This is a genomic window from Streptomyces cahuitamycinicus, from assembly GCF_002891435.1.
Lineage (GTDB): Bacteria > Actinomycetota > Actinomycetes > Streptomycetales > Streptomycetaceae > Streptomyces > Streptomyces cahuitamycinicus.
The window spans coordinates 1-4,596 of sequence record NZ_POUC01000531.1; the positions used below are offsets into that span (position 1 = coordinate 1).

General features: G+C 69.3%; 3 protein-coding genes and 1 pseudogene. 1 reads left to right on the top strand and 3 read right to left on the bottom strand.

The features are described 5' to 3' along the window. Positions 1-172: 172 nt before the first annotated feature. Positions 173-1,078 carry a S1 family peptidase gene (locus C1J00_RS38480; RefSeq protein ID WP_102913534.1) on the bottom strand — a complete coding sequence of 302 codons (906 nt, stop codon included), beginning with the start codon at positions 1,076-1,078 and terminating at the stop codon, positions 173-175. 278 nt (positions 1,079-1,356) lie between these two features. Next, positions 1,357-2,528, bottom strand: a pseudogene (locus tag C1J00_RS38485) (DUF5685 family protein). Positions 2,529-2,817: 289 nt separating this feature from the next. On the opposite strand from C1J00_RS38485, the gene C1J00_RS38490 reads away from it, so the two are divergent. After that, positions 2,818-3,258 (top strand): cell division protein SepF, encoded by a 441-nt coding sequence (locus C1J00_RS38490; protein WP_030850887.1) that lies wholly within the window; start codon positions 2,818-2,820, stop codon positions 3,256-3,258. A gap of 49 nt (positions 3,259-3,307) precedes the next feature. Here the strand turns inward: C1J00_RS38490 and C1J00_RS38495 are convergent, their stop codons facing one another. Further along, positions 3,308-4,498 carry an acyl-CoA dehydrogenase family protein gene (locus C1J00_RS38495; protein ID WP_102913535.1) on the bottom strand — a complete coding sequence of 397 codons (1,191 nt, stop codon included), beginning with the start codon at positions 4,496-4,498 and terminating at the stop codon, positions 3,308-3,310. Positions 4,499-4,596 lie beyond the last annotated feature (98 nt).

Sequence of the window (4,596 nt, forward strand, 5' to 3'; positions counted from 1 at the left end):
TGAGCTGGAGATATACCTCCCGCTCACGAGTCAGGCGACGACCGCCCCCTCCATGTCTGACCTTGCGGACCTCGAAGTCCATCGCATCCCCTGAGCTGGGGTGTTGCGACGACTACTAGAACTCAAGGTGGCGTGCGGGGGCCGTGAAGTGCTGCGAACTGCCGCCGGGGGCCTAGTAGACGCTGACGCCGTAGGCGCTCAGGGCCTCCGTGACGGGCTGGAAGAACGTCGTGCCGCCGGAGGAGCAGTTGCCGCTGCCGCCGGAGGTCAGGCCGTAGGCGACACCGTTGCTGCCGTAGAGCGAACCGCCGGAGTCACCGGGCTCGGCGCAGACGGTGGTCTGGATCAGGCCGGAGACGATGTCGCCGCCGCCGTAGTTGACGGTGGCGTTGAGGGCGGTGACGCGGCCGCTGCGCGTACCGGTCGTGGAGCCGTCACGGATGACGGTGGTGCCCACGCTCGGGGTGGCCGCACGCGTGATGTCCACGCCGTTGGCGGTACCGGGACGGCTGACGGACCCGCTGTAGCGCACGAGGCCGTAGTCGTTGCCGGGGAAGCTGGAGCCGGCGGTCGAGCCGATGACGGTGGTGCGGCCGGAGTTGGAGTACCAGGTGCCCGCGCCGTCGGTGCAGTGACCGGCCGTCAGGAAGAACTGCTGCCCGCTGCTGTTGCGGACGTTGAAGCCGAGGGAGCAGCGCCAGCTACTCGCATAGATGGCGTCGCCGCCCTGGATGAGCTTGTTGAACTTGCCGGGGGTGCGCTTGATCGTGAGCGCGTCGGCGTTACCGCCGGCCTGCTGCTTGATCTTCGCTATCTCGGCCTGGGTGACCGTGCTGTCCACGGTCAGGAGCACACGGTTGGTCTTGCTGTCGACGGCCCAGGCGGTGCCCGGGATGTCGGCCTTCAGCAGCGAGCCGCTGGCGCTCTTGAGCTCGGCGGCGCTGAAGGTGGTGGGGGCGTCGGAGGCGTTCGCGCTGGGGATCGCGATCGCTGCGGCGGCAACGAGGCCGGTGGAAACGGCGATCAGCCGGGTCCGTCTCGAAATGCCACTGCGGGGGGTGGTGCGCTTGATCCTCACTTTTCGTTCCTCCACAAAGGAAGTAGGGGGCCCTCGTGGGGTTTCGGGCCCGTGAGGCGCAGCCCGGGACCGGCGGTTCGGATTCCGAACACGCCGTGCCCCTGACAAGCGCTGAGGGGGAGTATTCGGCCGAACGGCCGGTCGGCGCAAGAGTGCCTTTCGGACTTCAACCTTTGATGGACCCTCACGAAGCCGCACCGCGGCCGGATTCCGGGCCCTCACCATCACCCTGGAGCGTCCATCCTGGAGCGTCGTGCGGGCCGTACGGCGTGGCCGGGTCAGCCGTCGCAGGGGCAGCAGCAGTCGCACCCGTCGCAGTCGCAGTCCCGGCAGACACCCTCGCGCTTCTTACGGGACCACGGCCCCTCGTACTCCTTGGCGCAGCACAGCTTGCAGGTGCAGCACAGGAGCCAGAACATCCCGCAGCCGGCCCAGAACCCACGTCGGCGGGGCGGCTGGGGTATCGGCGCGCCACCACCGAACCCCGGACCACCGAACCCGCCACCGCCGTACGCGCCTCCCACCAGGGCGGCGGCTGCCCCTGGGGCCCCTGCTGTCCGTAGGGTCCGCCGCCCTGGTGGGAGGCGCACACCGGCACCGTGCCGAACGCCCGGTCCACCGAGCGCCGCAGTTCGTGCACGAGCAGCAGATGTACGAGCTGGGCATCGGTGAACTCGGCCTCGCGCAGCGCCAGCCGCACCCCCTGCACCGCGTCGTCGGCGAGCCGCCGGACCTCCGCCGGCGGAGTGCCGGTCGCGGCGATCGGGTTCCAGGCGCCTGACGCGGCGTCGGTGTGCAGGTCCTCCACGGCGTCCAGCAGGTGCGCGAGGCGTCCGAAGAGCCGTCCGGCCTCGGCGAGCGGCCCGGCGTTGTGCGGCCGGCCGGCGAGAACCGCCGTGTGCGCGAAGGCCGCGGCGGTCGCGGTCTCGGTCGGTTCGGTGACCGCCAGGAGCGGCGTCCCCGGCCCGGCCAGCGCCTCGATCCCGGTCTGCCGGTCCACGGCGTCGACCAGGAGCGCGGTGTCGAATCCCACAACGGTGCCGGTCCGGGCCCCTGCCGTGTCCCAGCTCGCGGCAACCCGGCGCGCCGCAACCGCCACCGGCCTGCGGGCCAGCAGCCCGTCACCGTCCGTGACGTGGTCGCGGATCTTCGCCGAGGCCAGCACCAGGGACACGGCCGCCGCGAGCCGGGCCCCCTCGCCGTGCGCCACGGAGGCGGTGCGCATGCCGCGCAGCGGGCACGGTCCCGCCGTACGCCGGCCGGTCCCCTCGCTCTGCGACTGAGCCTCCGTCAAAACCGAGAGGAGCAGCCCGTCGTAATTCGTGACTATCCGGGCGAACTGCCCGTGGTCACCGCGCAGCGCAAGGCAGAGCCCGCACAAATGCGCCATCCACTGGCTCGCGAGCTTCTCCCCGAGCCGGTGCCTGCAGGGCCTGACGATTCCGAACACAACGCTCCCCCGAGGTTTGTGACGACGTTGAGCTGCGGCATCGTATCGACCCCGGCATTCACCCGTACGCCCCGGCGTCACCCGTACGCCGAGAAGAATCATATTTCACTCACAGTCAGCAGCCGTTTGGGAAACGGCCCTTGGGACACACGGACTCTCGACGGATTCGCTGTGCACCAGTACCGTCACAAACCCCCCGTGCGGCGTCTATCCACTTGGCGCGCCATCCGCATCATGGACGACCATAGGGATGCGGAAAGCAGAAAGACCGCTGTGAGAGGAGGCGTCCATGGGATCGGTACGCAAGGCAAGTGCCTGGCTTGGCCTCGTCGACGACAACGAAGACGAGCGTTACTACGACGACGACGACTACTCCGACGGGAACGAGCCCGGGGAGGCCTGGGTCACCGATCCGCGGGTCAAGGTGGCCTCGGACGTCGCCGAGGAGAAGGGGCGCCGCATCGGCACGGTGACCCCGGACAGCTTCCGGGACGCGCGCGCCATCGGCGAACTGTTCCGCGAGGGCGTGCCGGTCATCATGAACCTCACGGCCATGGAGGCGTCCGACGCCAAGCGCGTGGTCGACTTCGCGGCCGGACTGATCTTCGGCCTGCGCGGTTCGATCGAGAGAGTGTCGACCCGCGTGTTCCTGCTGACTCCCGCCAACACGGAGATCGTCAACGGCGACCCGGCCGGGCACCGTACGGACGGATTCTTCAATCAGAGCTGAGGCAGGGCCGCTCACCGGCCCTGCCCCCGCGCAGGGTTACCGGACCGGCCTACCGGAAGGCATCGAGTCCGGTGAGCGCCTTGCCCAGCACGAGCTGGTGCATCTCGACGGTGCCCTCATAGGTGAGCACCGACTCGAGATTGGTCGCGTGCCGCATCACGGGATATTCGAGCGAGATCCCGTTGGCACCGAGAATGGTCCGGGCCGTGCGGCAGATCTCGATCGCTTCCCGGACGTTGTTGAGCTTGCCGAAGCTGACCTGCTCGGGGCGCAGCCGGCCGGCGTCCATACGCCGCCCCAGGTGATGGGCGAGCAGAATCCCCTTGTGCAGTTCGACCGCCATGTCGGCGAGTTTGGCCTGGGTGAGCTGGAAGCCGCCGATGGGCCGACCGAACTGCTCCCGTGACTTCGCGTAGTCGACCGCTGCCTCGAAACTGCTGCGGGCCGCGCCCATGGCTCCCCAGACGATGCCGTACCGGGCGTGGGACAGACAGCTGAGGGGTCCGCGCAGGCCGGTGACCTCGGGAAGGACGGCGTCGGCGGGCAGCCGCACGTCGTCGAGGACGAGCTCGCTGGTGACCGAGGCCCTGAGGGACCACTTGTGCTTGATCTCGGGAGCGGAGAACCCGCCGCTGTCGGTGGGCACCGCGAAGCCGCGCATCCCCTCCTCGGTCTGCGCCCATACGACGGCGACGCCGGCGACCGACCCGTTGGTGATCCACATCTTGCGGCCGTTGAGGATCCAGTCGGAGCCGTCACGCTTGGCGTACGTGCGCAGGGAGGCGGGGTCGGAGCCGTGGTCGGGCTCGGTGAGCCCGAAGCAGCCGATCACCTCGCCGGCGGCCATCCGCGGCAGCCACTGCTGCTTCTGCTCCTCACTGCCGAAGCGGTGGATGGCGTACATGGCGAGGGAGCCCTGCACGGAGACCAGGGAACGGATGCCGGAGTCGGCGGCCTCCAGCTCCAGGCAGGCCAGCCCGTACTGCACGGCGGACGCACCGGCGCAGCCGTACCCGTCGAGTGACATGCCGAGGGCGCCGATGCCGCCGAGCTCCTTGGCCAGCTCCCGGATCCCGGGCAGCTCCCCCTTCTCGTACCACTCGGCGACATGGGGCAGCACCCGGTCCGCGGCCCAGGACCGCACGGTGTCCCTGATCCCGAGATCCTCCGGCTCCAGCAAGTCGTCCAGGCCGAGGGGATCGGCGGGATCGAAGGGAGGCAGCTTGGATGAACCGGACATGATCGACACCCTCCGAAGGTCTTTAACTAGCACCGCTAGTCCGACGCTAAGGCTGTCACTTATACACATCTCCGAGCCCACCAGACTAGCGCTCAACA

Coding starts and splice junctions, on each gene's coding strand:
- C1J00_RS38490 (WP_030850887.1), top strand. CDS start 2,818: ATGGGATCGGTACGCAAGGCAAGTGCCTGGCTTGGCCTCGTCGACGAC.
- C1J00_RS38495 (WP_102913535.1), bottom strand. CDS start 4,498: ATGTCCGGTTCATCCAAGCTGCCTCCCTTCGATCCCGCCGATCCCCTC.